Source organism: Pseudooceanicola sp. NS-SX8 (assembly GCF_057380755.1).
Genome location: NZ_CM170819.1, coordinates 844326 through 866464 on the forward strand (window position 1 = coordinate 844326; position 22139 = coordinate 866464).

The 22139-nt window shown below is 64.9% G+C and carries 24 protein-coding genes; 10 read left to right on the forward strand and 14 right to left on the reverse strand.

What is annotated here, in order from left to right:
* Positions 1-23: 23 nt before the first annotated feature.
* Together AC2IR1_RS03900 and AC2IR1_RS03905 are read right to left on the reverse strand one after the other, a co-directional pair.
* Entirely contained in the window at positions 24-2291 is a 2268-nt protein-coding gene (locus AC2IR1_RS03900; RefSeq protein ID WP_486474971.1) for a glycoside hydrolase family 3 C-terminal domain-containing protein, read from the reverse strand.
* 119 nt (positions 2292-2410) lie between these two features.
* Entirely contained in the window at positions 2411-2824 is a 414-nt protein-coding gene (locus AC2IR1_RS03905; RefSeq protein WP_486474972.1) for a VOC family protein, read from the reverse strand.
* 341 nt (positions 2825-3165) lie between these two features.
* Between AC2IR1_RS03905 and AC2IR1_RS03910 the strand changes: the two genes are divergently transcribed.
* The 9 genes from AC2IR1_RS03910 (at position 3166) to AC2IR1_RS03950 (ending at position 11238) form a co-directional block, all read left to right on the forward strand.
* Positions 3166-3894, forward strand: a complete 729-nt coding sequence (locus AC2IR1_RS03910) for an amino acid ABC transporter ATP-binding protein (protein WP_486476368.1) — start codon at positions 3166-3168, stop codon at positions 3892-3894.
* A gap of 53 nt (positions 3895-3947) precedes the next feature.
* A complete protein-coding gene (locus AC2IR1_RS03915; RefSeq protein WP_486474973.1) occupies positions 3948-4874 on the forward strand; it encodes an N-carbamoyl-D-amino-acid hydrolase in 927 nt (308 codons plus the stop codon).
* A complete protein-coding gene (gene hydA, locus AC2IR1_RS03920) occupies positions 4874-6328 on the forward strand; it encodes a dihydropyrimidinase (protein ID WP_486474974.1) in 1455 nt (484 codons plus the stop codon). The genes AC2IR1_RS03915 and hydA overlap by 1 nt, the downstream gene beginning before the upstream one ends.
* Positions 6325-6963 (forward strand): aspartate/glutamate racemase family protein, encoded by a 639-nt coding sequence (locus AC2IR1_RS03925; protein ID WP_486474975.1) that lies wholly within the window; start codon positions 6325-6327, stop codon positions 6961-6963. The genes hydA and AC2IR1_RS03925 overlap by 4 nt, the downstream gene beginning before the upstream one ends.
* Before the next feature lie 31 nt (positions 6964-6994).
* Positions 6995-7765: a sugar phosphate isomerase/epimerase family protein gene (locus AC2IR1_RS03930; RefSeq protein WP_486474976.1), complete on the forward strand. Its 771-nt coding sequence runs from the start codon at positions 6995-6997 to the stop codon at positions 7763-7765.
* Positions 7765-8871 (forward strand): Gfo/Idh/MocA family protein, encoded by a 1107-nt coding sequence (locus tag AC2IR1_RS03935; protein ID WP_486474977.1) that lies wholly within the window; start codon positions 7765-7767, stop codon positions 8869-8871. Before AC2IR1_RS03930 ends, AC2IR1_RS03935 begins: the two co-directional genes overlap by 1 nt.
* 34 nt (positions 8872-8905) lie before the next feature.
* A complete protein-coding gene (locus AC2IR1_RS03940; RefSeq protein WP_486474978.1) occupies positions 8906-9760 on the forward strand; it encodes a substrate-binding periplasmic protein in 855 nt (284 codons plus the stop codon).
* A gap of 138 nt (positions 9761-9898) precedes the next feature.
* Positions 9899-10576: an amino acid ABC transporter permease gene (locus AC2IR1_RS03945; protein WP_486474979.1), complete on the forward strand. Its 678-nt coding sequence runs from the start codon at positions 9899-9901 to the stop codon at positions 10574-10576.
* Positions 10573-11238: an amino acid ABC transporter permease gene (locus tag AC2IR1_RS03950; protein ID WP_486474980.1), complete on the forward strand. Its 666-nt coding sequence runs from the start codon at positions 10573-10575 to the stop codon at positions 11236-11238. Before AC2IR1_RS03945 ends, AC2IR1_RS03950 begins: the two co-directional genes overlap by 4 nt.
* Positions 11239-11241: 3 nt before the next feature.
* On the opposite strand, the gene AC2IR1_RS03955 is transcribed toward AC2IR1_RS03950, so the two are convergent.
* Together AC2IR1_RS03955 and AC2IR1_RS03960 are read right to left on the reverse strand one after the other, a co-directional pair.
* Positions 11242-12264, reverse strand: a complete 1023-nt coding sequence (locus AC2IR1_RS03955) for a LysR family transcriptional regulator (RefSeq protein ID WP_486474981.1) — start codon at positions 12262-12264, stop codon at positions 11242-11244.
* A gap of 46 nt (positions 12265-12310) precedes the next feature.
* The gene (locus AC2IR1_RS03960; RefSeq protein ID WP_486474982.1) at positions 12311-13237 is read right to left on the reverse strand and encodes a LysR family transcriptional regulator; all 927 of its coding nucleotides are present in this window, start codon (positions 13235-13237) and stop codon (positions 12311-12313) included.
* 93 nt (positions 13238-13330) lie between these two features.
* On the opposite strand from AC2IR1_RS03960, the gene AC2IR1_RS03965 reads away from it, so the two are divergent.
* Positions 13331-13927, forward strand: coding sequence for a flavin reductase family protein (locus tag AC2IR1_RS03965; protein WP_486474983.1), 597 nt, complete (start codon positions 13331-13333; stop codon positions 13925-13927).
* A 39-nt stretch (positions 13928-13966) separates the two neighbouring features.
* Here the strand turns inward: AC2IR1_RS03965 and AC2IR1_RS03970 are convergent, their stop codons facing one another.
* From AC2IR1_RS03970 to AC2IR1_RS04015, 10 genes are all read right to left on the reverse strand, one after another.
* Complete coding sequence (locus AC2IR1_RS03970) at positions 13967-15067, reverse strand: amidase (protein ID WP_486474984.1); 1101 nt, start codon at positions 15065-15067, stop codon at positions 13967-13969.
* Positions 15067-15285 (reverse strand): hypothetical protein, encoded by a 219-nt coding sequence (locus tag AC2IR1_RS03975; RefSeq protein WP_486474985.1) that lies wholly within the window; start codon positions 15283-15285, stop codon positions 15067-15069. The genes AC2IR1_RS03970 and AC2IR1_RS03975 overlap by 1 nt, the downstream gene beginning before the upstream one ends.
* Before the next feature lie 38 nt (positions 15286-15323).
* Positions 15324-15893 (reverse strand): nuclear transport factor 2 family protein, encoded by a 570-nt coding sequence (locus tag AC2IR1_RS03980; protein ID WP_486474986.1) that lies wholly within the window; start codon positions 15891-15893, stop codon positions 15324-15326.
* Between the two features lie 46 nt (positions 15894-15939).
* A complete protein-coding gene (locus AC2IR1_RS03985; RefSeq protein WP_486474987.1) occupies positions 15940-16473 on the reverse strand; it encodes a flavin reductase in 534 nt (177 codons plus the stop codon).
* Between the two features lie 17 nt (positions 16474-16490).
* A complete protein-coding gene (locus AC2IR1_RS03990) occupies positions 16491-17441 on the reverse strand; it encodes a PDR/VanB family oxidoreductase (protein ID WP_486474988.1) in 951 nt (316 codons plus the stop codon).
* Positions 17442-17589: 148 nt separating this feature from the next.
* Positions 17590-18084, reverse strand: coding sequence for an aromatic-ring-hydroxylating dioxygenase subunit beta (locus AC2IR1_RS03995; RefSeq protein ID WP_486474989.1), 495 nt, complete (start codon positions 18082-18084; stop codon positions 17590-17592).
* Positions 18085-18087: 3 nt separating this feature from the next.
* A complete protein-coding gene (locus AC2IR1_RS04000) occupies positions 18088-19350 on the reverse strand; it encodes an aromatic ring-hydroxylating oxygenase subunit alpha (protein ID WP_486474990.1) in 1263 nt (420 codons plus the stop codon).
* Positions 19351-19432: 82 nt separating this feature from the next.
* On the reverse strand, positions 19433-20263 hold the full coding sequence (locus AC2IR1_RS04005; protein WP_486474991.1) for an ABC transporter permease: 831 nt from the start codon (positions 20261-20263) through the stop codon (positions 19433-19435).
* Positions 20260-21057 carry an ABC transporter ATP-binding protein gene (locus AC2IR1_RS04010; protein ID WP_486474992.1) on the reverse strand — a complete coding sequence of 266 codons (798 nt, stop codon included), beginning with the start codon at positions 21055-21057 and terminating at the stop codon, positions 20260-20262. The genes AC2IR1_RS04005 and AC2IR1_RS04010 overlap by 4 nt, the downstream gene beginning before the upstream one ends.
* A 3-nt stretch (positions 21058-21060) precedes the next feature.
* Positions 21061-22014, reverse strand: a complete 954-nt coding sequence (locus tag AC2IR1_RS04015) for an ABC transporter substrate-binding protein (protein ID WP_486474993.1) — start codon at positions 22012-22014, stop codon at positions 21061-21063.
* Positions 22015-22139 lie beyond the last annotated feature (125 nt).

Consider the following 22139-nt stretch of genomic DNA (forward strand, 5'->3'; position numbering starts at 1 on the left):
TCAGACAGGTCGCGAAGGGGGCATCACAGATCGTCAAACCGGTGTGCTGCTTCCTCCACAAGCCAGCAGAGATCGGATCGGTCGAGCGGTACGCCCGGGAACTCGGCCAAGGCGGCCAGCGGATTGGAGTATACTGTGTTGCGTCCCGTGGGGTCGTTCAGCAAGTCGCCGGCACGGCCCTTCACGCCGCCACGCTCTTCCAGCAGACCCCTGAGGCGAGGGCCCATGATCGGGTCAGCCATCCACTCTCCCAGCAGCGACCAGGAGGTCAGGTTCAGGTGCAACGGTTCGCCCGGCACCTCGATATCCTCGCTCAGGCGCAGATCGCGGGAGGAGGCGCCGATATGCAGGGTCATCGGCCCTCCCGGGAAGATCCAACGGCCCAGCTCGGTATGCCAATGGGCCAGATGGGCGCGTTTGACGGGGATCTCGACCGTCCCGGATTCGCCGGGTTCCAGCGCCAGCTTGGCCCAGCCGCGCAACTCGCGCGGGGGGGTGACGAAGGCAGGCGTGTCGCAGGCGGTGTAAAGCTGCACCACCTCCTGGCCCGCGCGGGCACCGGTGTTGGTGACCTCCACGCGGACGCGGAAGGCGATCTCGTCTTCGGGCGCGCAGATCTCGACGGACATGCGGTCGTGCGAGAAGGTCGTGTAGGAAAGGCCGTGACCGAAGGGGTAATCGACCTCCATCTCGCGCGCGTCGTAGTAGCGGTAGCCGACGAACAGCCCCTCGCCATAGGTCACGCGCTGCTTCTCGCCGGGGAAGTCGAGGTAGGCGGGGGTGTCCTGCAGGCGCCGGGGGATCGTTTCGGCCAGGCGTCCGCCGGGGTTTGCGTCCCCCATCAGGACGTCTGCCATGGCCTCGCCGTGGGCCTGGCCGGTCAGCCAGAATTCGACAATGGCGTGCGCCTGGTCGCGCCAGCACGCGGTGGTGACGACAGCGCCGTTGGTGAGCGCCACGACCAGGGGGACTTCCAGCCCCTTCAGCGCGGCCAGCAGCTCAAGCTGCTGTTCGGGCAGGTCGATGTGGGTCCGGTCGCTGCCCTCGGCCTCGGCTGCGTCGGTAAGGCCGAGGAAGAGGAGGACCATGTCGGAGGACCTGGCCAGTGCCACGGCCTGTTCCGCCAAGGTCGGATCGGACGCTCCGCTGGCCACGCCGTAGCCGGGGGCGAAGGTCACCTGGGCACCGGCGGCCTGCAAACGCTCGGTCATGGCATCGACGCCGGAGAGGATCTTGGGCACGTTGACCCGGGAGCTGCCGGCGCCCTGAATGCGCGGGGTGCGGCCCAACTCGCCGATCAGGGCGATGCGCTGACCGGCCTCGGGCGCCAGCGGCAGGGCGCCGTCGTTTTTCAGCAGAACAGTCGACTGGGCGGCGGCGCGGCGCACGAGGGCATGATGCGCGGCAAAATCGGGGGGGGTGTCTGTCTTGCCGTCCGTCCGGTCGGCAAGCAGACGGGTGCGGGCGATGACCTGGTCGATGGTGGCCTCCGCGATCTCGCCCCGGTCGGCGGCCTCGGTCAGGCGGCTGTCCAGCTCTCCGCCGGGCATGCGCAGGTCCATGCCGGCATTCAGTGCGGGGGCCGGGTCATAGACGCCGCCCCAGTCGGAAATCACCAGCCCGTCGAACCCCCATTCGCCGCGCAGCACATCCGTGAGAAGCCAGGGATCCTGCGAGCAGTGCAGCCCGTTGATCCGGTTGTAGGACGTCATGATCGACCAGGCCGGGCAGACCTCCAGCGCGTATTCGAAATTGCGCAGGTAGATCTCGCGCAGCGCGCGTTCTTCAATGTCCGCGCTGATGCGATTGCGGTCGGTTTCCTGGTTGTTGGCTGCGAAATGCTTGGGGCAGGCGCCCACGCCAACGCTCTGGATGCCCTTGGCGGAGGCCCCGGCGAGCATGCCCGACAGCATCGGATCCTCGGAGTAGTATTCGAAATTCCGGCCGCACAACGGGCTGCGTTTGAGGTTCAGCCCCGGCCCGAGCACAACGTCGACATCCATTGCGGCGGCCTCGGTGCCAAGGGCTGCGCCAACTTCGGCGATCAGCTCGGCATCCCAGGATGAGGCAAGCGTGACGGCGGGCGGAAAACAGGTGGCAGGCACGCTCCGCTCCAGGCCCAGGTGATCCGGGTTGTTGTCATCCTGTACGCGCAGGCCGTGGGGCCCGTCGGCAAAGCGGATGGCGCGCAGGCCGGTCGACGGGTCGGGATGCGAGGTCCAGTAGTCACGGCCACGGGCAAACTTCAGCTTGTGGTCGGAAGGGCGATCGGAGGCAGTCTGGTTGGTCATGGGATCTCTCGCGGCCTGAACGGTCGGGCCTTGGTGACGTGTGGGGAAGGTGGGGCACTGGGGCACCCCACCCTTGGGCAGGTGCTGTCGGCCGGGCGACAAGCTTGCCTGGTGAGGGTTTACTTGGCGAAGAGCCCGGCGAAATCCCTGAAGCCCTTGATCTCGATCGGGTTGCCGGAGGGATCGAAGAAGAACATCGTGCGTTGTTCGCCGGGCTCTCCTTCAAAGCGGATGACGGGCGGAATGTCGAAGGCAACGCCGGCTGCCTCCAGGCGTTCGGACAGGGCGATCCAGTCTTCCAGCGGCAGCACAGCGCCCAGGTGGGGCATCATCACCATGTGGTCACCGACCTTGCCGGTCCTCGTGGTCTTGAAGGGTTCGCCCAGGTGCAGCGAAAGCTGGTGGCCGAAGAAGTCGAAATCGACCCAGGTTTCGGTCGAACGGCCTTCGGTGCACCCAAGGACACGGCCGTAGAAGTCCCGCGCAGCGTCGAGGTCGGTTACGTGGTATGCGAGGTGGAAAGCGGAGCGCATGTTGTCCTCCAGAGGTTTCGGTCGGGACTTGGATGCGCGCGAATTGAGCATGTGACAAGCGGCTGGCCGCCTCGCCCGCGCTGATCCCGATGGAGGCATGATCCTGGCCAGGGTTGTTGGCCGGGGTCGGGGAATCCAATCCATTCAGGTGCTTGCGGTCCCCTCGGGGCCGGATATGAGGGCAATAGACGCGCCCATCAATAAGCTGAGCTTATATTCTTATTCAACTGATTTGCTCGATCAATGTGTCGGCTCGGGCGTAGGTGAAGCCAAGACGACAGAGCCCGCACCATCCATGTGTCGGCTGACAAGAAGGACGGACCATGACCGAAACCCGGCCCATGCTGGAAATCCACTCGCTCGAGAAACGCTTCGGCGATGTCGAAGTGCTGCGGTCGATCGACCTGGAAGTGCAAAAGGGGGAACTGGTCTTCGTGATCGGGCCTTCCGGTTCCGGCAAGTCAACCATGCTGCGCTGCTGCAACCGGCTGGAAGAGCCGACCTCGGGCGCGATCTTCATCGACAACCGGCGGATCACCGACATTCCCGCCAAGGAGCTGGACGAGATGCGCCAGCAGGTCGGCATGGTGTTCCAGTCGTTCAATCTCTATCCGCATATGACCGTGCTGAAGAACGTCATGCTGGCGCAGACCTGGGCGCTGAAACGGTCGAAGAAGGACGCCGCGGCCCGCGGGATGGAGCTGCTGGCGCAGGTCGGGCTGGATCACAAGGCGCAGGCCATGCCGGGTGAGCTGTCAGGCGGTCAGCAGCAACGTGTCGCCATCGCCCGGGCGCTGGCAATGGATCCCAAGGTGATGCTCTTCGACGAGCCGACCTCGGCGTTGGACCCGGAGCTTGTGGGATCGGTCCTGAAGGTGATGAAGGAGCTGAAGGGCCGCGGCATGACCATGCTGGTGGTCAGTCACGAGATGGGCTTCGCCCGCGACGCGGCCGATCGGGTCGTCTTCATGGATGGCGGTCACGTGGTCGAGCAGGGGACGCCCGACGAAATATTCGGCAACCCCAGGTCCGAGCGCCTGCGGGAATTCCTGTCCCGCGTTTCCGAATGACCTTCGCCGCCCACAGACGGGCCGCCCACTAAATTATCTGAAAGACCAAGACTATGACGAAGATGATCATCGGCGCCGCGCAGATCGGCGGCATACAGAAGGCCGAGACCCGCGAGGAAGTGGTGGCGCGCATGCTCGCGCTGATGGACGAGGCGCACCGGAAAGGTGTCACGTTCCTGGCCTTCCCGGAAATGACCCTGACAACCTTTTTCCCGCGTTTCTACGTTGAGGACCGTGCCGAATTCGATAGCTGGTTCGAGACCGAGATGCCTTCTCCGGCAACCCAGCCGCTGTTCGATCGCGCCAAGAGCTATGGTATGGGCTTCACCTTCGGCTATTGCGAGCTGACGCCCGAGGGCAAGCATTTCAATACCTCGATCCTGGTTTCTCCCGAAGGCGAGATCGTATCGAAGTATCGCAAGACGCACCTGCCGGGCCATGCCGAGTTCGAGCCCGAGCGTACTCACCAGCACCTGGAAAAGCGCTACTTCCTGCCTGGCGACACCGGCTTCAACGTTGTCCGCAATCAGGACGTTCTGATGGGGATGGCGATCTGCAATGACCGCCGCTGGCCGGAAACCTGGCGGGTGCTGGGCCTGCAGGGCGTGCAGCTGGTCACCATCGGATACAACACGCCCAGCCAGAACAACCTTTCGGCCAACGAGGGCCTGGAGAAGCGGCTTTATCATCACGAGCTGTCGGTCTGCGCAGGCGCCTATCAGAACTCCACCTATGCCATCGCGGTCGCCAAGTGCGGTACCGAGGACGGCAACCACATGATTGGTGGTTCGATCATCGTCGATCCGGACGGTTTCGTCATCGCCAAGGCAACTGGCGAAGGCGACGAGCTGCTGGTGGCCGAGGCCGATTTCGGCAAATGCGCCTTCGGCAAGTCCACCGTTTTCAACTTCGCCGCGCACCGGCGGATCGAGCATTACGGCCTGATCACCGAGCAGACCGGCGTGAAGGAGCCCGAATGATGTCCTACGATACCGTTATCCACTCCGGCACAATCGTCACGGCGGATGGTCAGTTCCGCGGAGACATCGGCATCACTGACGGCCGTATCGCCGCCGTGGCCGAGAAGATTGATGGCGGCGCCGAACGCATCGATGCCGGCGGACGCCTTGTCATGCCCGGCGGTATCGAGGCGCACGCCCATATCGCGCAGGAAAGCTCTTCCGGCGTGATGACGGCGGACGATTACCTGTCCGGGTCCATCTCGGCGGCCTTTGGCGGCAATTCCTCCTTCATTCCCTTCGCCGCGCAGCAGCGGGGGCAGTCGGTGGATGATGTCATCAAGACCTATGACGCCCGTGGCGCCCGTTCGGTCATCGACTATTCCTACCACCTGATCATTTCGGATCCGCGCCCCGAGGTGCTGTCGGACGAACTGCCCCGCGCCTTCGCCCGTGGCATTACCTCCTTCAAGGTTTTCATGACCTACGACCTGATGAACCTGGGCGACGGCGGCATGCTGTCCATCCTCGAGGTCGCGCGGCACCATGGTGCCATCACCATGGTCCATGCCGAAAACAACGACATGGTGAAGTGGATGAACAAGCGGCTGGCCGACAATGGGCTGACCGCACCGAAGTACCACGCCATCTCTCGACCGCAGCTGGCCGAAGAAGAGGCAATCAATCGCGCCATCCAGCTGGCCAAGCTGGTCGATGCGCCGCTTTTCATCGTCCATGTCTCGACCGAGGGCGGGGCCGAGATCGTGCGCCGTGAAAAGTACAACGGCGCCAAGCTTTTCGCAGAGACCTGCCCGCAGTACCTGGCGCTGACGCGTGACGATCTGGACCGGGAAGGCATGGAGGGCGCCAAGTACATCTGTTCGCCGCCGCTGCGCGGGGCCGATACCCAGGCTGCACTCTGGAAGCACGTCGCCATGGGGACTTTTGAAAGCGTCAGCTCGGATCATGCGCCCTATCGTGCGGACGAGACAGGCAAGTTCCTGAACGGGACCGATGTCGCCTATCCCAAGATCGCCAATGGCATGCCCGGAATTGCCGCGCGCCTGCCCTACCTCTTCTCCGAAGGGGTGATGAAGGGCCGCATCACGCCCGAGCAGTTCGTGGCGCTGTCTTCCACCAATGCGGCCAAGACCTTCGGCTGCACCACCAAGGGCCGCATCGCTCCGGGGATGGACGCCGATATCGCGATCTGGAACCCGGAGACCAAGCGTACCGTCGTCCAGGCCGATCAGCACGACAACATGGACTACACTCCCTTCGAGGGCATGGAACTGACCGGCGTGCCCGAGATCGTGATGAACCGTGGCCGCACCATCGTCGCCAATGGCGAACTCAAAGCCGTCGAAGGGCAGGGGCGTTTCTTCGGCCGTGCCCCGGTTGATCTGCGCGGCAAGCCCGGGTTCACCGCGCCGGAGTTCGATCCGGCCCAGAACTTCGGCACGGTACTGCGATGACCATCCTCGTCATCAATCCCAACAGTTCGGTCCCCGTGACCGAAAGCATCGCAGGGGCGCTTGCACCGCTGTCGGGCTTGTTCAGGGTGATCGGTCTGCCGCAGAGCCCCGCGACCATCGCGACGGTAGAGGACGTGGCCCGTGCCGGGCTCGGGGTTGCAGATGCGATCTCGGCTCATCCCGAGGCGAAGGCCTATGTCTCTGGGTGCTTCTCCGACCCCGGGGTGGAGATTGCGCGTGGGCGCACCTCCAAGCCGGTGATCGGCGCTCAGGAGGCCGGAATCCTCACCGCCATGGCGCGTGCCGATCTTTTCGGGATCATCGCCATGGCCCCGGCCTCCATCCCGCGCCATCGCCAGAAGATGCGACAGATGGGCGTGGACAGCCGCCTGGCCGGAGAGATTCCGCTACCTGCCGGTTCCACCGCCGAAGCCACCGGGCGTGATCCGGAGCTTTACGCGCGCGCCGTGGAAATCGCGGTCGAGCTCAGGGAGCTGGGGGCCGGCGCCGTCGTCCTGGGCTGTGCCGGCATGACCCCGATCCGCGCCCGATTGGAGGCCGATGCGGGCGTCGCCATCATTGATCCCGTTCTCGCAGCAGCTGCCATGGCCCTCGGCTCGGTCTCTCTCGATTGACCCCACACAAGTTCTTTCCGGATCCTGATAAATGACCATCAAACATCCTCATTCCTTCCAGCTTTACTCCAGCCGCAATTTCCCGCCGTTGGAAACTCAGCTTGAGACGATCGCCAAGATCGGCTTCACCAACGTGGAGCCTTACCGGCAGTGCTACGAGGATGTTGCGGGCTTCAGCGCCGGACTCGCCCGGTTCGGGCTGACGGCGGTCAGCGGCCAGATGAACGTGCCTGCTTTGCTGAATGAGACTGACGCCTGTCTGCGCCTGGCCGAAACGCTGGGGCTGAAGATTCTGGTCGCCCCCTTCTTGCCTGAGGATATTCGCCCCACGGATGAGGCAGGATGGGAGGAGCTGGCAGAGTCTCTGGACCGTCTCATCCCGCTGCTCAAGCGGAACGGCTACGAACTGATCTGGCACAACCACGATTTTGAGATGACCGTGCTGCCTTCGGGGCGTCGCCCCCTCGATATCCTGCTCTCCACCGGAATGGGCTGGGAGGCGGATGCGGCCTGGATCGCCCGGGCCGGGGCCGATCCGTTGAACGTGGTCGAGCAATACGCCAGCAAACTCAGGATCTTGCACCTCAAGGACCTGGCGCGCGCTGGTGAGAAGGTTGACGAAGACGGCTGGGCCGATCCGGGGCAGGGGGTCGTCGACCTGGTTGCGCTGTGGGAACTCGCCGATCGCGCCGGGGCAGAGGCGGTGATCGCCGAACACGACAATCCCAGCGATTACGTGCGCTTTGCCCAGACCGCCCACGCCTTTGCAGAGGCGCGACTGGCCGAGGCTGAGGTGGCATGATGCGCGTCGGTATCCTGGGCGCAGGCAATATCTCGAAGACTTATCTGGAGCTGGCGGGGATTTTCGATGCCTTCGGCTATGTCGCCATCGCCGACATCCGGCCCGAAGCCGCAGAGGCCCGGGCGGCCGAGTTCGGGTTGCGCGCTCTATCGGTCGAGGCCCTGCTGGCTGACCCGGAAATCGACACGATCCTGAACCTGACGATCCCGGCGGCGCATTACGAGACGGGTCGTGCGGTGCTGGAGGCGGGCAAGAACCTCTATGTCGAAAAGCCCTTGTCGCTGACACGGGGGGACGCGCAGGCGCTTTTGCAACTGGCCGCGAGCAAGGGGTTGCGGTTGGCGTCGGCCCCCGACACCTGCTTTGGGGCTGCCAACCTCCGCGCCCGGAAACTGCTGGCCGAAGGGAAACTTGGCGCGCCCGTCACCGGCATGTCCGCGATGATGACCCGCGGTGTCGAGGGCTGGCATCCAACGCCCGGGTTCTTCTATCAACCCGGTGGCGGTCCGGTTCTCGACATGGGGCCTTATTACGTTGCCATGATGGTGCAGTTGCTGGGCCCGGTAGAGAGCGTCACGGCCTCCGGCACCATCGGCATCAAGGAACGCCGTATCGCCGCGCCGGGCGCCCCCGATGCCGGCGCGCTGATCCCGATCGACACCTGGACGACGCTCCAGGGCACGCTGACCTTCGCCACCGGCCCGCAGATTGCCTTCAGCTATAGCTGGGACGTCTGCCAGCATGGGCTGCCCTTCCTCGAGCTTTACTGCGAAGCCGGAACTCTGCGTATGGCTGACCCGAACTTCTTCGGCGGCACGCTGGAGCTGGCCATGGGGCAGGATCCCTGGCAGCAGATCCCCTGCGACGGTGACCCCTGGGGCCGGCCCAACATGGAGTTGCGGGGCGTGCAGAAAGCGAACTACCGCGGCCTGGGCCTCCAGGACATGGCCCGGGCCATCATCGAGGGCCGTCCTCACAAGGCCTCGGCCGAATTCGGTTTCCACATTCTCGACGTCCTGCTCTCCATCCAGCAGAGCGCGGAGATGGGCGCGCGGCAACGCGTTGCCTCTGCGGCGGAGTTCGCCGCATCCCTCAACCGCAGCTGATCAAGCGCGGAAAATGCCAACAGGAGTTCCTCCCATGAAGACCATGTTCAAATCCGCAGTCTGCGCCCTTGCGCTGCTCGCCTCTGCCCCGCTGGCAATGGCCGAAGGCCATGACGCCTCCGCGCCGCTGAAGGCTGCCTATGATGGTGGCTTCGCCCCCTTCGCCTTCGTTGGCGATGACGGCAAGCTGACGGGCTTTACCTACGATCTGGGCACTGCCCTGGCCGCCGCGATGGGTCGGCCCTCGCTCGATCCGATCGACACGCCCTTCTCCTCGATCTTCGCCGGGCTGCAGTCCGACCGCTACGAGTTGATCATCGCCCCCGTGAACGGGACCGAAGCGCGCGCCGAAACGATGCTGTTCTCCGAACCTTACCTGTCCACCGAAAGCTCGGTCATGACCCGGAAAGGCGAAGGTGTTTCTTCCCTCGAAGAGCTCAAGGGCAAGGTCATCGCCGTGAACAATGGCTCCGGCGCCGACAAGGAAGCGACCGAATGGGCCGAAAAGTACGGTTTCACCGTCGAGCGCTACAACTCCCAGCCTGATGCGATCCGCGCTGTCATGTCCGGACGCGCCTATGGGACGATGGCCGATGCTTCGGCAAGCCGCTATACCGCAGCGCAGACTCCCGCTGTCGAAGTGGCCTTCACGATCCCCGTTGGCCTGAACGTGTCCTTCTTCTTCCGCAAGGATGACGTGGCCTTCCGCAACGAGGTCGAGGATGCGCTGGAGTGCATGAAGTCCGACGGCAGCTTCGGCGAGATCTACAAGAAGTGGTTTGGCGTCCTGCCGGCAGAAGGCACCTCCCAGGCCACCATCTATCCGGGCTACGGCGCGCCGGGCTTCGACGGCTACGACGAGACCCCGCACGAGCTGACCTGCAAGTGACAAGAATCGGGGCCGCCCTGCTGGCGGCCCCGGGACTGCTGTTGAGGGCGCCCATCCTGCCCGCGACACGGTCCGCAAGACGGCGATCCGGGGTGCATGCCCCGGATCCTGCCCATCCAGACCAATATCCGAGGCCCCATGGACCACTTCCTGACAACCTTCTTCCGGTTCGACTTCCTGGCGGAAAGCTGGCCCATCATCCTGGCCGGGGTCTGGATGACCCTGCGGATGGCGGCGATGACCATGCTGCTGGGGCTCCCGCTGGGCCTCGCCCTTGCGATACTGCGCCTTTACGGGATCCGCCCGCTGAATTGGCTCATCATACTTTGGATCGATTTCTTCCGGGCCGTTCCGGCGCTGGTGATCATTGTCCTGGTCTATTTCGCTCTGCCGATGGCAGGCGTCACATTCTCTTCGTACTGGGCCACTGTTCTGTCGATGGCCTGTGTCCTGTCTGCTGTCGCCGAAGAGGTCTTCTGGGGGGCATTCCGTGCCGTGCCCAAGGGGCACTGGGAAGCGGGCCGCGCCACGGGTCTCGGCTACAACCAGACTCTGTTCCTGATCGCCGTGCCGCAGGTGCTGCGACTGTCGATCCCACCGCTGACCAACCGTTCCATCGGGGTCACGAAGGGTGTGACCCTCGGTGCCGTCGTCGCCGCGCCTGAGCTGCTGCAGGTCGCGTCCAAGCTTCAGTCCGACCTCGCGAACCCCTCGGTCTTTACCCTGACGGCCGCAATCTACCTGGCCATTTTCCTGCCCTTCGTCGCGCTGACGCGCTGGATGGAAACCCGCTTCGCGAAGGGAGTGTACAAGTGAATTTCGCAGACCAGTTCCTGAACCTTGCCGTGCTGCAACGCAGCTGGCCCATCCTGCTGAGCGGCATCGAAATGACGCTGCTGCTGTCGCTGATCTCGGTCCCTCTGATGATCATTGGCGGCCTGTTCCTGGCGTTGCTGGGGCGGGCGTCGAGCCCGGTGCTGAGATTCATCGTGCGTTGGTATGTGGACATCATGCGGGCCTTCCCGCCGCTGGTGCTGCTGATGTTCCTGTTCTACGGGCTGCCCTTTGCAGGCATCGACATCCCGCCTTTCGTCGCGGCAGCGCTGGCGCTTACGCTGAACACCTCCTCTTACGCGTCCGAGATTTTCCGGGGCGGCTTCGCTTCGGTCAGCAAGGGCCAATACGAGGCGGCGCGGGCGACCGGGCTGTCCGGGCCGCAGGCGATGTTCCTCGTGGTGGTGCCGCAAGCGGTGCGCAACGTCTTCCCCGACCTGATGTCGAACCTGATCGAGCTTGTGAAGCTGACGTCGATCGCCTCGGCCGTTGCCCTGCACGAATTGCTGAAATCCGCCATGCAGGCGCAAAGCCTGACCTACAATGCGACGCCCCTGATCGCGGCGGCGGCGATCTACTTCCTCGCACTTTGGCCGCTGGTGCGGATCACCAGCCAGATCCAGGAGCGGCGCTCCGGCTGGTAAGATCTACAGCGGCAGGCTCAGTTCCTTCACGTGCAGCACGTCTTTCAGGATCTGGGTAAAGGTCTTTAACTGGCTGCTGTGGGGGACCCCCCGCCGGGTGACGACGCAGGCGGAGACATCGACCGCGGGCGCGAAGGGCAAGCGGATGACATTCGGGAAACTGTAGGAGGAGGCAGAGTAGGGGTCGACCATGGCGACCCCGATCCCCTGTTCCGACAGTGCGGCCGCCGTGGCGCAGAAACGGACCTCGATGCGAGGTTTGTAGGGCACCGAGCGGCTTCGGAAGGCGTCGCGGATCAACTGGCCCAGGATGCTGTCGTTCTCCAGCCCGATGTGGGGAGTGTCGCGGAGATCCTCGGGCGAAATGACATGCGCCTTCGCCAAGGTGCTTTCCCGGGGCACCAATGCAATCATGCGGGTGCGGTGGATTGGCGTAATCTGCAGCGCGGTATCCACGTTGCCCTCGAAAACGGCCAGGCCAACGTCCGCCTCGCCTGTCTGAACCGCGGTGTAGACTTCGGAAATTCGGCGTACATCGTAAGACGCCGAAAGCGCGGGGTAGTGTTCGTAGAGACGCGCAAGGGCCTCTGGCGCGTGAGAATAACCCAGCGGCGGGGTTGCGACCACGCGCAGCCGTCCCGTGACGCCATGAGCCAGATCCGAGGCGCGCCGGGAAAATCCGCGCAGGGCAAGCATGACAGAGGCCACGTCTTCGTTCAGCAGGATCGCGGTATCGGTCGGCGACAGCCGGCGTCCGCTGCGCTCGAAGAGGCTCAGCCCCAGGGTTTCCTCAAGCTGTCGAATGCTGAGTGATACAGCCGGTTGACTGATGCCGAGGATTTCAGCCACCTCTGCCGTGGTCGAGCCACTCATCATCTTCGCGAAGATTTCCAGGTGACGCAGGGTGACACCCGGATAGCTGAGCAGCCGATCAGAGTAGGACCTCGCACCTTTGCCTTTTGACTTTTCCATGATTGGATCTAACAGCTTGGTTGCGTGGGAGAAACCTGGTTGATGCGCATACATGGATGTCGCCGCATCATTCGGTATCCGGGTGAGCCGGGGCCTTGCTTCAGGCTGTGGGGACCCGGGTGTGCGGTAGCAGGGTTTCGCGGAGCAGGTTGGTGACCCAGGTCAGTCCCGGATCACTGCGGAAGCTGCCGTGGAAATGTGCGTGGATGTCGATGGTGGGCGCCGCAAAGGGCAGCTCCTGCGTGACCAGGTTGCCCTTCTCGACCAGGGCGGAGGCAGCCGAGGCCGGGTAGATCGCAATCAGGTCGCTGCGCATGACGATTTCGGGGATGACCGAGAAGTGCTCGATCTTGGCCCGGATCCGTCGCCGGATATCCTCTTGCTGCAAGATCGCGCGTATCATCTGGAAACCGGTCGCATGCACCGCGACCTCGATGAACTCCATCCGGCCGAGATCGGCGAGGGTAAGCGGTTTTCCTGCCATCGGGTGATCGCGGCGCATGATGCAGACGAACCAGTCTTCCAGCAGGAAGGTGCTTTCGAATTCATCCTTGTTCAGGGAGGGCAGGTATCCCAGGGCCATGTCGACCTGACCTGAGCGCAACTTCACCTCGATATCCTCCGCCTCCAGCTGGACCGAGCGGAGCTGGACACCGGGCGCCTGGGCCATCAGCGTGCCGATGATCTGAGGCAGCACGTAGGTTTCGGAGATATCCGACATGGCCATGGTGAAGACGCGGTCGGAGGTCGCGGGATCGAAGGAACCGTAGGTCGTCATGGTTTCGCGCAGGACGTCGACGCACTGGGTGAAGGGCGCATGCAGGCGGCGCGCCATCTCCGTCGGTTCCATGGTCTTGCCGACGCGGGTGAACAGAGGGTCGGAGAACTGCTCCCGCAGCCGTTTCAGCGAGTGGCTGACGGCGGGCTGGGTCAGGTTCAGGCGACTGGCCGCTGCGGTGACCGAACGCTGTTCCCACAGCGCCAGGAAGACCCGCACGAGGTTGAGATCGAAAGTGTTGAAATTCATCTCATTCATACCTTCGATTAGATATATTTTCTGTCTCGATCAACGGTGGCCTTCTATAGATGCGGTTTCACTTTCAGAAATGGCGGGGACCGCTTGGATTTCATCGACCACGACCTGGCGGATCTTTCCGCCGCGCAGAGCTACAAGCTGCTGAGCGGGGCGGTTCTGCCACGCCCTATCGCCCTGATCACCACGCGCTCCTCTGACGGGATCGCCAATGCGGCGCCCTTCAGCTTCTTCGGGGTGCTCAGCCATGATCCGGCCACCCTGGCCGTGGGGATCGAACCGCGCCCGGACGGGCGGCGCAAGGACACGGCGCGCAACATCTTCGACACCGGCGCCTTCATCGTGCACATCCCCGATGTGGCCATGGCGGCCAAGGTGCAGGCCCTTGCCGCACCGGAAGAGCCGGAGGTGGACGAGATCGCGCTGCAGGGACTGGCGACGGTGCCGGGCCGTCATGTCGATTGTCCGCGGCTGACCGATGCGCCGGTCGCGCTGGAATGCACCTTTCGCCAGTCCATCGACCTTGGCCCCGCCCGGGACATCATTCTGGGGACGGTGAAGGGCATCACCCTGCGGGCCGACGCGGTCAACGACCGGCATCATGTGGATCCTGAACGCCTGGATGCGCTTGGCCGCCTGGGCGGCGCGGTCTTTGCCACGACGCGGGATCGGTTCACGCTCTGACACGGGCTGCGCCGGGCCGCCCCCGATGATCGGCTGCGGTCAGCCGTCGATCAGGGCGGCCACGGCGCAGACCCTGGCATCGGCGCCCCTGGCGCCCACCAGTTGCAAGGATACCGGCGCGCCGTCGAGCGCGGGCAGGGGCATGGCCAGGGCCGGGTGGCCGCTGAGGTTGAAGGCGCGGACGTTGCGGGTGACGGCGACGGCCGTGGTGTCGGTCCGGGCCAGCTCCAGCGTCGGCGGGGCGGAGGCGAGCGTGGGCAGGGCGATCACGTCGACCGTTTCCAGCACGGCGTCGATTTCGGCGATGATGCGGGCGCGCACGGCTTCGGAGGCTGCGAGGTCATCGGCCGTCACATGTTCGCCCGCCGCGATCCGGGAGGCGACCGCGGGGTGAATCCTGCCCCCGGCGACCAGCGGGCCGACGGCGGCCCAGTTTTCGGAGTTGATCAGGCTGACCCCGGCGTCGAAAGCGGCCATGAAGGAGGGCAGGTCGATCTCGATCACCTCGATTCCGGCATGGTCGAGGGCCGCGCGGGCGGCGGCCTCGATCGCGGGCTCTGCCTGGCCGGGGAACCAGCCAATGCGGGCGTTTTCGAGCCGTTCAGGGGTGAAACCGGGGGCGATGACGGACATGGCCCATTCCAGATCCGTCAGGCTGGCGGCGAAGGGGCCAACGCAGTCGAGGGTGGAAGCCGGGGGCATGACGCCCGCGCGGCTGACGCGGCCATAGGTCGGTTTCATGCCCCAGACGCCGCAGCAGGCGGCGGGGATGCGGACCGAGCCGCCGGTGTCGGTGCCGAGCGCCACCCGGGCGGAGCCTTCGGCCACCGCGGCGGCACTGCCGGAGGAGGAGCCGCCGGGGATCAGGTCGGGGAAGTGGGCGTTGACCGCCGTGCCCGCGTGATCGTTGATCCCCGAGACGCCGAAGGCCAGTTCGTGCAGCGTGGTCTTGCCGGTGATCCGGGCGCCTGCGGCGAGCAGCAGCTCCACGACCTCGGCATTCGAGGCGGCGGGGGCGGCATCGTCGAGTGCGGGAGAGCCTGCCCGGGTGGGCAGGCCGGCAATGTCGATGGTGTCCTTGACGGCAAGGGTGATGCCGTCGTCCGGACCGATGGAGAGCTCTTGTACGTAGGTGGTCATCAGCGTGCGCCCTCCACGATCTCGTCTCCGGCGTCACGCAGCAAGCTGGCCTGGGAAAGGAACTCGGCCTCGGTCATGCCGGCGGCCTGGACGTCGCCGTCTTCGACCAGTCCGAAACGCAGCATCGCCACGCCGAAGGGGTCGACCCATTGCTGGATGATGGTCACCTCGTGGCCGGCAAAATCATAGACCTGCCACATCGCGGTTTCATGAGTCATCGCCTCGCTCCTTTCTCAGGTTGTCCCATTGCCGTCGATCAGGGCTTCATCAGCACCGAGCGGGACGGGTAGTCCGAGGCCCAGGTTGCGGGCAGGGGGGCGACGAAGACGTTTTCGGTGCGGTTGCGGGTGAAGCGCCACTTGCCATCGTCGCATTTCTTGAAGGCGTTATACAGACGCGAGGAGCGCAGCAGCGCCTTCCCGTCGGAGAAGAGCCAGGGCTGCATGTGGATCCACTGGCCCTCGGCGGTCAGCCCGTCTTCGGCGACGTGGATCTGTTCAGAGGTCAGGTAGTGGGCGTTCAGGATCAGCGCCGGATCCTGCTTCTGGCCCCAGAAGCCTTCGAAGTGGCGGCGCACGGCGGCCTTGCCTTCGGCGCGGCCGAACTGGTTGTCGTAGTATTCGCCGACGCCTTCCCAGACGGCTTCTTCGGCGAAGAGTTCCATGATCACGTCGATGCGGTCGGCATCGGATTCAACGCCGTATTCCGGCATCGGGGTATCGCAGAGGAACATGTAGCGGGCCTGGACGCGGCGCACTTCGGCCTCGGCTTCGAGGATCGCGATGCGGTGGGTCAGGGCTTCGACGGTCTTGGTCAGGTCGGTCATGGAGGGTCCTTTGGGTCTTTCGGAAAAGGGCTTTTCAGTTAGGGGGTCAGGCGGCGGGGATGACGCCCAGGCGGTGGAAGTCACGGTTGAAGTAGACCAGTCCGGCGGGGCTTTCCTCTCCAAGGCGCAGGGCCTGCACCTCACCCAGGATGACGGAGTGGGTCCCGGCCTCGGTCACGGTGGAGACGCGGCAGTCGAGGGCGACGGAGGCACCGGCAAGTGCGGGCGCGCCGGTCGCCAGCGGGGCCCAGTGACCGTCGGCAAAGCGTTCCTCGGGCGAGAGGCCGGGACGACCGAAGCGCATGGCGAGGTCGGCGTGGTCATGGGCCAGGACATTGACGCAGAAGACGCCGTTGCCGAGCACGAGGTCATGGGCGCTGCTGCCACGGTTGATGCAGACGAGGAGCGTCGGCGGGGTATCGGTCACCGAACAGACCGCAGAGGCGGTGATGCCATGACGGCCCTTCGGGCCATCGGTGGTGATGATGTTCACCGCCGCGCCGAGCCGCGACATGGCCTGCCGGAAGTCGCCCTGGCCCGGGGGAAGGGGCAGGGAGGGGGGCTGCTGTGTCGTCGTCATGTCGAAACTCCGTCCGGTTAAAGATCCAGCACCAGCCGCGCGGATTTGGCGCGCGAGCAGCAGAGCATGATCTGGTCGTTGTCGGCGCGTTCCTCGTCGGTGAGGAAGCTGTCGCGGTGATCGGGGGTGCCTTGCAGCACATCGCAGAGGCAGGTGCCGCAGATGCCCTGTTCGCAGGAGACCTCGACGCTGACGCCGACCTCGGCCAGGGCCTGGACGATGGTCTGGTCGGGGCCGACGGTGACGGTCTTGCCCGATTGCGCCAGCTCCACCTCGAAGGTGTCGCCGCCGGTCTCGACCTCGACCGAGAAATATTCCTTGTGCAGGCGTTCCTCGGGGTAGCCGCGGGCGGCGGCGGAGGTCAGGACGAAATCCATGAACCCGCCCGGTCCGCAGGTGTAGACATGGGCGCCGGTGGCGGGGTCGGGCAGGTCGGTCGCGGGGGAGAAGGCGGCGGTGCCGTCCTCGCCGCTGTCGAAATGCAGGGTGACATTGGCGGCCCAGGGGGCGGCTGACATCTCTTGGAGGAAGGCAGCGCTGTCCTTTTCGCGGGCACAGTAGTGCAGGGCAAAGGGCTGGCCTGCATCATGCAGGGCATGGGCCATGGCGATCATCGGCGTGATGCCGATACCGCCGCCCATGAGCACCGAGAAGGGCGCGGCCTCGGCCAGGGGGAAGAGATTGCGCGGTTCCCCGATGCGGATGGTGGCGCCTTCGGCAAACCCGGCGTGGATGGCGGCGGACCCCCCGCGCGAGGCGGGATCCTTCAGCACGCCGATGCGGTAGAGCGCGCCTTCGGCCGGGTTGCCGCAAAGGGAATACTGCCGCACCAGCCCGTCGCCGACTTCCACGTCGATATGGGCGCCGGGGGTGAAGGGGGGCAGGGGGGAGCCGTCGGCGGAGACGAGATCCAGGACGACGATGTCGCGGGCCTGGGCGTGGCGGCGGGCGATGGTAGCTTCGATCATTTGGACGTCCTTGGGCGCAAGCGGGAAGGCAAACTCGTGAAAAGGGGGCCCGGCACGGGAAACCCCGGGGATGAAGGCCGGGCCCAGTCTGGGGAACAGTCAGGGGAGAGGTCCGGCCGGGCGACTGAGGGAACCCGGCCGGTTTCGGTCAGAGGATGTAGGAAATCCCCGAGAGCGAGTTGTCGGCATTGATCAGCCGCACGACCTTCTGCTGGATCTTCAGGCCCGCGCCTTCGCGGACGAAGGTGAACTCCAGATCGGCCACGTGGGTCTTCAGACGCTCACGGCGATACTCCGTCAGGGTCTGCATGCAGCGCAGTTCGATCGTCTTGCCATCGTCCGACAGCAGGCGGAAACGCGAGAGCGCCCGCACCGTCTTGGCCAACGGCGAGGCGGAGACGCTGTCCCCCCCCATCATCCGCTCGATGCGCTTGGCGCGCATCTCGGCGTTGTCGTAGGCATTGTTCAGATGCGCTTCGAAGTCGGTCACGCCGGGTTCGATCGGCACGATGTAGAGACCGTCTTCGGTCCACATCGCCTGCCAGTCGTCGAATTCGCGATGGTCCAGCCGGTCGGCTTCGAGCCAGGCAAAGGCCATGGCATCCAGCAGCGCGGTGTCTTTCACAGGGGTCATCATGTCCATGGATCAGCTCTCCATCATCAGTTTCTTCCACTGCCTGTAGGCAGCGCGCATGCCGATTTCCGAGCTGACGTCACCCTTCACGGTGCCCTCGTCGGTCGGCTGTTCGTTGTCGGTGGAGCGGTTCAGCAGCAGCCAGAGTTCCTTGCCGCCCTGTGCGCCCTGCTGGACGCGGTCCCAGACCTCGGCATCGTCGGGGGAGCCGAAGCCCATCGGACCCTGGAAGAACTCGTGGATGCGCAGCCGCTCGCGGTTGGCGATTTCCGGGCCGCCGTCCATGCCGAGCGCGATGTGACGCACTTCGGTTTCATTGACCGACAGCGGTTGCAGCACGCGGAAGAAGGCAGCGGAGCAGCCGAGGTTGGGGAACAGGTTGACGTTGAAGCCCGAGCCGCCGACGGCACGGATGATGCGGCGCACCTGCTCTTCCTCGTGGCCTTCGTCGCGCAGGGCCTGGGCCAGGTTGGCGAACTTGTCGGGGATCGGCGCGTCCAGGTTCTCTTCTAGGTCGACCAGTTCCGGCATCATGATCATGACGGAGTGGCCATTGCCCAGGTCCTCGACCCAGCCGCCCTTGTTCATGATGTCGAACTGTTCTTCGGTTTCGACGTCGGTCAGCTTCAGGAAGGGCTTGTGCACCAGCGGGAAGTGATAGGCGTCGGTGGTGTTTTCCAGCTGGATCTTCCAGTTGCCGGGGAAGGTGAACTTGTGTTCGCCATTGGCCTTCACCGGGTAGCCCGCGCCCTGCTTCATGAACAGGTCGATCCACTTCTTGGCACCGGCCAGGAAGTCTTCCAGCGGTTCGATCTCGTCATTGAAGGTGGCGAAGATCAGGCCGTTGTAACTTTCGGTGCGCAGGATCTTCAGGCCCAGCTTGCCGCGTTCCAGCTTGCCGGCATAGCTTTCCTCGTAGGGCACGCCACGCAGCGAGCCGTCGAGGCCGTAGGCCCAGCCGTGGTAGGGGCAGACGAAGGAGTTGGTCTTGCCCTTCTTCACTTCGCAGACGGTGGCGGCGCGGTGACGGCAGCGGTTCAGCAGGACGTGGACGTTCTTCTTGCGGTCGCGGGTGACGATCACCGGCTCCAGCCCGACCTTGGCCATCTTGTAGCTGCCGGGCTCGGCGATTTCGCTGTCATGGGCAACCCAGACCCAGGTCTTGGCAAAGATCTTCTGCATCTCTTCGTCGAAGAGCGCGGGATCGGTGTAGAGCGTGGTCAGGGCGCGGTCGTCCTCGACCCGGGCGGCGAAGGGGGTGTCGATATCCTTCATGTCGTTCTCCTTTGGGCAGAGCTTCCCCGGGCGGTGCCCGTTCGGGGCACCGCAAAGGGGTCTGCGATCATGGGTGGATGGTTCAGAAGCTGAAGCGGACGAACCAGCGTTTGGCGGCGTAGCGGAAGGCGCGGTCGAAGAGGTAGCCGAGGATCCCGAGGGAGATGATGCCCACGAAAACCCAGTCGGTCCGGCCGAAGTTCCGTGCGGTCCAGATCATCGCACCGAGCCCGCTCTGGGCCGAGACGATCTCTGCCGAGACCACGGTGAGGAAGGAATTCCCCATGGCGATCCGGGCGCCGGTCAGCATGAAGGGCACGGAGGAGGGCAGGATGACCGTGGTCATCTCGGCCAGCTTGCCGGCCCCCATCGAACGGGCGGCCTGCAGGCGCAGCGGGTTGACCGCGTTGACCCCGGCGATGGTGTTGATGGTGACGATGAAGACCGTGCAGTAGAAGATCAGCGCGATCTTGGTCAGCTCGCCCGGTCCAAGCCAGATGACGGCCAGGGTCACGAAGGCAATGGGCGGGATGAAGCGGAAGAACTCGATCCAGGGGTCGCAGATCAGCCGCACGACCTGGAAGCGGCCCATCACCAGGCCGAGCGGTACGCCGATGACGACGCCGGCGACCCAGCCCGCGAGGATCCGCCAGGCCGAGGCGCCGATGGCCACGAAGAGCGACCCGTCGGCGATCATGCCCACGGTGGTCTGGGCGACGCTCCAGGGAGAGGGAAGGAACAGCGGAGAGGTGTAGAGCGAGCCTACGTGCCAGATGATGATCCCGACGACGACGGAGGCGATGCCGAACAGGACGGGGCGCATGGCCGGGCCGGTGAGCGCCCGGTAGACCTTGCCCTTCATCGGGCTGCCTTCCGGGGTTTGGGCCGGGGATTGGGTTGCGGCGTCGGTCATTCTGCCGGTTCCTCCTGTGCCAGGCCCTGCTGTTGCAGGGCGCGTTTCACTTCCTCGCCGATATCGTCGCGCAGGGCGCGGTACAGTTCGAGGCATTCGGGGCTGGCCGGGTCACGGGGATGGGCCAGGTCGATGGGCTGGATCGTCTTGATCCCGGCCCGGGGGCCGGCGGACATCACCACGACGCGGTCGGCCAGCAGCAGGGCTTCCCAGATGTCATGGGTGACGAAGACGATGGTGCAGCCGGTTTCGCGCCAGATCCGGTCCAGCTCGCGCTGCAGCACTTCCCGCGTCTGCGCGTCCAGCGCGCCGAAGGGTTCGTCCATCAGCACGACGGAAGGTTCGTTGATCAGCACGCGGGCGATCTGCGCGCGCTGGCGCATGCCGCCGGAAAGCTGCTTGGGGAAGCGGTCCGCGGCATGGGACAGGCCCACGAGGCGGATGAAATACTCGGCCTTCTCGTGCCGTTCCTTCGCCGGAACCCGGGCCAGCTTCAGCCCGTATTCGACGTTTTCGCGGATTGTCAGCCAGGGGAAGAGAACCTCGGCCGACTGGAAGACCACGCCGCGGTCGAGACCGGGTTTGGTGACCCGGTCCCCCCCAACGGTGATCGTGCCATGGACAGGCAGGAACCCGGCGATGGCATTGAGCAGGGTGGACTTGCCACAGCCGCTCGGCCCCAGAAGGCAGATGAATTCACCCGGCTGGATATCGAGGTTCACGTTCGATGCGACATGGACGTCGCCGAAGGAAATCCCGACATGGTCGAGCGTGATGTGAGCACCCTTGGTCATGGCTTATCCCTTGTAGAAGCCGCGCTGCATGTAATCGCGCCAGGGGATTTCACCCTCGGTCGCGCCATTGTCGGCCAGGAATTTCGAGATGCCGGAGAAGCTTTCGTAATCGGCATCGGTGAAGTCGCGAACCACGGCCGTCATGTCCTTGAAGGCGGTGAGCGTCGTGTCGGTGGGGATACGGGTGATCGCCTTGACGCCTTCGGCGGCGCGTTCGGGATCAGACTGGACGATCTCCGATGCCTTGGCGAGAGCGCCCAGCATGGCCTGCAGGCCCTCGGGGTCGGATTCGAGGATCGCTGCCGAAGAAGTGGCCCAGATGGTGTCGGTGTAGCCGACATCGCGGGAGGTCAGCAGGACGTGGCCGCCCTGTGCGACGGCGGTCGCGGGCCAGGGTTCCCAGGCGAAGAAGGCGTCGATGTCGCCACGCACCAGCAGGGCCGGCAGTTCGGGCGGGCCCGAGGGAACCATCTTCAGCGAAGTGGCGTCGAGGCCGAAGTGCTGGATGGTCAGGCCGGTGCAGTATTCGGAGATGGAGCCGGGAACGATGCCGAAGGTCTTGATCTCGGAGGCATCCTTGATGCCGTCACGCAGCACCAGCTTCACGTAGAGGCCGGAGGAGTAGGTCACGGCCAGCGGGCGGATCTCGGCCCGGGGCATGCGGGTCATGGTGGTGGATTCGGAGGCCGCGGCGACATCTACCTGGCCTGCGACAAGGGCGTTCATCGCTTCGCCGCCGCCGGAGTAGGTCTGGATGTTCACGTCAATGCCGGCATCCTTGAAGAAGCCTTCGTGCGACGCGAGGAAGAAGCTGGCGAAGACGGGGTCGGAGCCGACGCCGATGCGGATCGTGCTGGCTGCGCGCGCGATGCGCGGCGCGCCCAGGACCAGGGAAGACGCTGCCAGGCCTGCGCTCGCGGCCATGAAACCGCGGCGGGAGAAGTTGCTTTGTGTCATTTCACATCCTGTTGGGTTGTGCTGAGGGACTTTTTTCATTGGTCTTTCTGTCGTTTCCGCGGGCCCCTGCGATGGGGCCCGTGGCCTCTTGCATCCGGCGCGCTCCGGGGAGCGGTGGAGCGCCA